Here is a 4,483-nt window from a genome sequence, read left to right as displayed (position 1 = left end):
GTGACATCGACTACGGATACGTACCGGCGGCCAACCTCTCCCAGAAGGACTACCTCACGTCCAAGGGGTTCACGGTCTCGCCCTGGTACGGCTGGCCGAACAGCGGGGGGAGGGGTCGTGCTGATCGCGGTGATCCTCGCCCTGGCCGTCGGCACGTACGCCTTCCGGGCCGCCGGCGTGCTGCTGCGCGACCGGCTGGAACTGCCCGAGTGGTCCCGGCGGCTGCTGCCGGTCGGCGCGGCCGCGTTGCTGGCCGCCCTGGTGGCGACGGCCGCGTTGACCGAGGCGGGCGGCTTCGCCGGCTACGCCCGGCCCGCCGGAGTGCTGGTCGGGGTGGCCCTCGCCTGGCGGCGGGCGCCGTTCCTCCTGGTCGTGGTCGGCGCCGCCGGCACGACCGCACTGCTGCGGCTGCTCGGCGTGGCCTGAACGCGATCCGGCCCCTCCCCGCACGGCGGGAAGGGGCCGGGGCAGCCTGGATCAGATCGGGTCGCCGATGTTCACCCGGGGCTGCGGGGCGCGCATCCGGCGGAACGTGATCGAGCGCATGATCGCGTAGAAGTAGAGCGAGCCGAGCCGCTCGGTGCTCTTCGGGTACCGCTCCCGCACCAGCTTCTTGATCTTGCGGGAGATCAGCACCGAGTCGATCACCACACCGAGCGCCAGCAGGCCCCACAGCACGTTGGAGAGCAGCCGGACGATCGGCGGCATGGCCTGGTTGGAGCCGATCAGCACGATCAGCGCGCCGCCGAAGAACCAGGTGCCGACGGTACGGCGCGAGTCGACCACGTTGCGGGCCAGCAGCCGCTCCGGACCCCGGTCGCGGGCTCCGCCCTCGCGGCGGAACTCCGACGCCGCCTCGGCGCGGGCCGCCCGGCGCTGCTCCCGGGCCTCCTCCTTGGTCAGCGGCTTGCTCGGCGCGCCGCCCGGGCGGCGGCCGGCGGTCGGCCGCTTCGGGGTGACCCGCCCCAACTCCTTTTTGCTCGGGGTGTAACCCCGGGAGCGGGCGGCGGTGGACTCCTCGTCGGGGGTCACCGTGGTGACGGACTCCTCGACGAGGTCGGCGGGCTTACGGCGAAACAGCGACGGCACGCGGCAAGGGTAGCCAACCGGCCGCGCCCGGTGCACATCGCGGGTGCACCGGGCCGACGGCAAGGCGGTGTGATGTTACGGACGCTCCACGTGCGCGCCCAGATCGGCCAGCTTGGCCTCGAAGTCCTCGTAGCCGCGGTTGATCAGGTCGACGCCGTACACCCGGGAGGTGCCCTCGGCGGCGAGCGCCGCGATCAGGTGGCTGAACCCGGCCCGCAGGTCCGGGATGACCAGGTCGGCCGCGTGCAGCTTGCTCGGGCCGGCGATCACCGCGGAGTGCTTGAAGTTGCGCCGGCCGAAGCGGCACGGGGTGCCGCCCAGGCAGTCCCGGTAGACCTGGATGTTGGCGCCCATCGAGTTCAGCGCCTCGGTGTAGCCCAGCCGCTGCTCGTAGACCGTCTCGTGGACGATCGACAGGCCCCGGGCCTGGGTCAGCGCCACCACCAGGGGCTGCTGCCAGTCGGTCATGAAGCCGGGGTGGACGTCGGTCTCCAGCGCCACGGCGTTCAGCTCGCCGCCCGGGTGCCAGAACCGGATGCCGCCCTCCTGGCCGGGCTTGCCGCCCCGCGGCGGGCGCAGGTCGGTCACCTCGTACTCGCCGCCCACCGAGCGGAAGATGTTGAGGAAGGTCATCATGTCGGCCTGCTGGGCGCCGAGCACCTCGACGTGGCCGCGGGTGGCCAGCGCCGCCGCCGCCCAGCTCGCGGCCTCGATCCGGTCCGGGATCGGCCGGTGGGTGTAGCCGCTGAGCCGCTTCACACCCTGGATCTCGATCACCCGGTCGGTGTGCACCTTGATGATCGCGCCCATCTTCTGCAGCACGCAGATCAGGTCGACGATCTCGGGCTCGACCGCCGCGTTGCGCAGCTCGGTCACGCCCTCGGCCATGACCGCGGTGAGCAGCACCTGCTCGGTGGCGCCCACGCTCGGGTACGGCAGGGCGAACTTGGTGCCGTGCAGGCCGTTCGGCGCCGACAGGTGCAGCCCTTCCGGGGTCTTGTCGACGGTCGCGCCGAACTCCCGCAGCGCCTGGAGGTGGAAGTCGATCGGGCGCGGACCGATGTGGCAGCCGCCCAGGTCGGGGATGAAGGCGTGGCCGAGCCGGTGCAGCAGCGGACCGCAGAACAGGATCGGGATCCGGCTGGAGCCGGCGTGCACGTTGATCTGGTCGGTGCTGGCGCTCTCGACGTTGGACGGGTCGAAGACGAGCTCGCCGTCCTCCTCGCCGTCGGTCACCTTCACCCCGTGCAGGCCGAGCAGCCCGCGGACCACCTCGACGTCCCGGATCCGCGGCACGTCGAACAGCCGGCTGGGAGTGTCGCCCAGCAGGGCGGCGACCATCGCCTTGGACACGAGGTTCTTCGCGCCGCGCACGCGGATCCGCCCTTGAAGCGGAGTGCCTCCGTGTACGACCAGGACGTCGTCGGTCAACGCAACCTCCAGCGCGCTTCTGCTGCCGTTAGATGGGTGGGGTCCACGATGCGCATCGCTACCCGGAATGCGGCCATGTGTAAACGGCCCGCGTGTGTCGTCGCCCCGGCAGCATAGCCCTCCGTGACGAAAATGGAATCGGTCACATCACCAGCGCGGGTATGAACCGGGGATTCCGGTGCTTTTCCGTACCAGTGGCATGACCGAGCGTGATCACGCGCCCGGCAGGGCCAGCATCTGGTCCAGCGCCGCCCGGGCGTGGCGGGCCGTGTCCGGGTCGACCGTGATCTGGTTGACCACCCGGCCGGCGACCAATTCCTCGAGCGCCCACACCAGGTGCGGCAGGTCGATCCGGTTCATCGTCGAGCAGTAGCAGACCGCCCGGTCGAGGAACATGATCTGCTTGTCCGGGTGGGCCAGCGCCAGCCGGCGGACCAGGTTCAGCTCGGTCCCGACCGCCCACGCCGAGCCGGCCGGGGCCGCCTCGATGGTGCGGATGATGTACTCCGTCGAGCCGACGAAGTCGGCCGCGGTGACCACCTCGTGCCGGCACTCCGGGTGGACCAGCACGTTGACCCCCGGCACCCGCTCCCGGACGTCGTTGACGCTGTCGAGGGTGAAGCGGCCGTGCACCGAGCAGTGCCCGCGCCAGAGGATCATCTTCGCGTCGCGCAGCTGCTCCGGGGTGAGCCCGCCGCCCGGCTTGTGCGGGTCGTAGAGGACGCAGTCGTCCAGGGAGAAGCCCATCTCCAGCACCGCCGTGTTGCGGCCCAGGTGCTGGTCGGGGAGGAAGAGCACCTTCCGCCCCTGCTCGAACGCCCAGTCCAGGGCGCGCTTCGCGTTCGACGAGGTGCACACCACGCCGCCGTGCCGGCCGACGAAGCCCTTGATGTCCGCCGACGAGTTCATGTAGGTCACCGGGACGGTGTCCGCCGCGATGCCCAGCTCGGTCAGCACGTCCCAGGCGGTCTCGACCTGCGACAGCACCGCCATGTCCGCCATCGAGCAGCCGGCCGCCAGGTCGGGCAGGATCACCTTCTGCCGGTCCGAGGTGAGGATGTCCGCGCTCTCGGCCATGAAGTGCACGCCGCAGAAGACGATGTACTCCGCGTCGGGCCGGGCGGCCGCCTCGCGGGCCAGCTTGAACGAGTCGCCGGTCACGTCGGCGAACTGGATCACCTCGTCGCGCTGGTAGTGGTGGCCGAGCACGAAGACCTTCGTGCCGAGCGCGGCCTTGGCCGCCACCGCCCGGGCCACCAGGTCCGGGTCGCTCGGCGCGGGCAGGTCACCCGGACACTCCACGCCACGCTCGGTGGCGGGGTCGCTGCCGCGGCCGAGGAGCAGCAGCGCAGTGGCGGTGTTGGAGGGCTCAACCCAGGTCGAAGTCACGCCCTCCATGGTCCCACAGCCCGGCCGCCCCGCAGCCGTCCGCGGTGTGGCCTGCCACACTGCTCGGCATGCGCGTGCTGCTCTGCCCGGACAAGTTCGCCGGCACGCTGCCGGCCCAGCAGGTGGCCGCCGCCGTGGCCGAGGGCTGGCGGAGCGTCGCCCCCGGCGACGACCTGCTGATCCGGCCCCTCGCCGACGGCGGCCCGGGGTTCGTCGCGGTCCTCGCCGAGGCGCTCGGCGGGCGGCGGCTGCCGGTGCCCACCGTCGACCCGCTCGGCCGGCCCGCCGCCGGTGAGATCCTGCTCACCGACGACGGCACGGCGTACCTGGAGAGCGCCCAGGCCTGCGGGCTGCACCTGCTGTCGGCCGCCGAGCGCGACCCGAAGACCACCACCTCGTACGGGCTGGGGCTGCTGGTGGCCGCCGCGGTCGAGGCGGGCGCGCGGACCGTGGTGATCGGGCTGGGCGGCTCGGCCACCAACGACGGCGGCGCCGGCATGCTCACCCCGCTGGGCGTCACCCCGCTGGACGAGGCCGGCCGGGCCCTGCCGTACGGCGGGGCGGCCCTCGCGGC

The 4,483-nt window shown here is 72.3% G+C and carries 5 protein-coding genes; 2 read left to right on the top strand and 3 right to left on the bottom strand.

Features of this window, described 5'->3' with window-relative positions:
* The first annotated feature begins 117 nt into the window (after positions 1–117).
* Positions 118–426, top strand: a complete 309-nt coding sequence (locus ACWEVO_RS31020; protein ID WP_452311015.1) for an AzlD domain-containing protein — start codon at positions 118–120, stop codon at positions 424–426.
* 51 nt (positions 427–477) lie between these two features.
* On the opposite strand, the gene ACWEVO_RS31015 is transcribed toward ACWEVO_RS31020, so the two are convergent.
* From ACWEVO_RS31015 to nadA, 3 genes are all read right to left on the bottom strand, one after another.
* Positions 478–1,089, bottom strand: a complete 612-nt coding sequence (locus tag ACWEVO_RS31015; RefSeq protein ID WP_452311014.1) for a DUF3043 domain-containing protein — start codon at positions 1,087–1,089, stop codon at positions 478–480.
* A 75-nt stretch (positions 1,090–1,164) separates the two neighbouring features.
* On the bottom strand, positions 1,165–2,520 hold the full coding sequence (murA, locus tag ACWEVO_RS31010; protein ID WP_452311013.1) for a UDP-N-acetylglucosamine 1-carboxyvinyltransferase: 1,356 nt from the start codon (positions 2,518–2,520) through the stop codon (positions 1,165–1,167).
* Positions 2,521–2,733: 213 nt separating this feature from the next.
* On the bottom strand, positions 2,734–3,909 hold the full coding sequence (gene nadA, locus ACWEVO_RS31005) for a quinolinate synthase NadA (protein WP_452311012.1): 1,176 nt from the start codon (positions 3,907–3,909) through the stop codon (positions 2,734–2,736).
* A gap of 68 nt (positions 3,910–3,977) precedes the next feature.
* On the opposite strand from nadA, the gene ACWEVO_RS31000 reads away from it, so the two are divergent.
* Positions 3,978–4,483, top strand: a 506-nt coding sequence (locus tag ACWEVO_RS31000) for a glycerate kinase (RefSeq protein WP_452311011.1), incomplete at its 3' end; no start/stop codon positions are given.

The sequence above is a fragment of the Micromonospora sp. NPDC003776 genome (assembly GCF_053605645.1).
The sequence above is the reverse complement of the archived record's forward strand: the minus strand, read 5'-3'. Positions and strand labels throughout refer to the sequence as shown.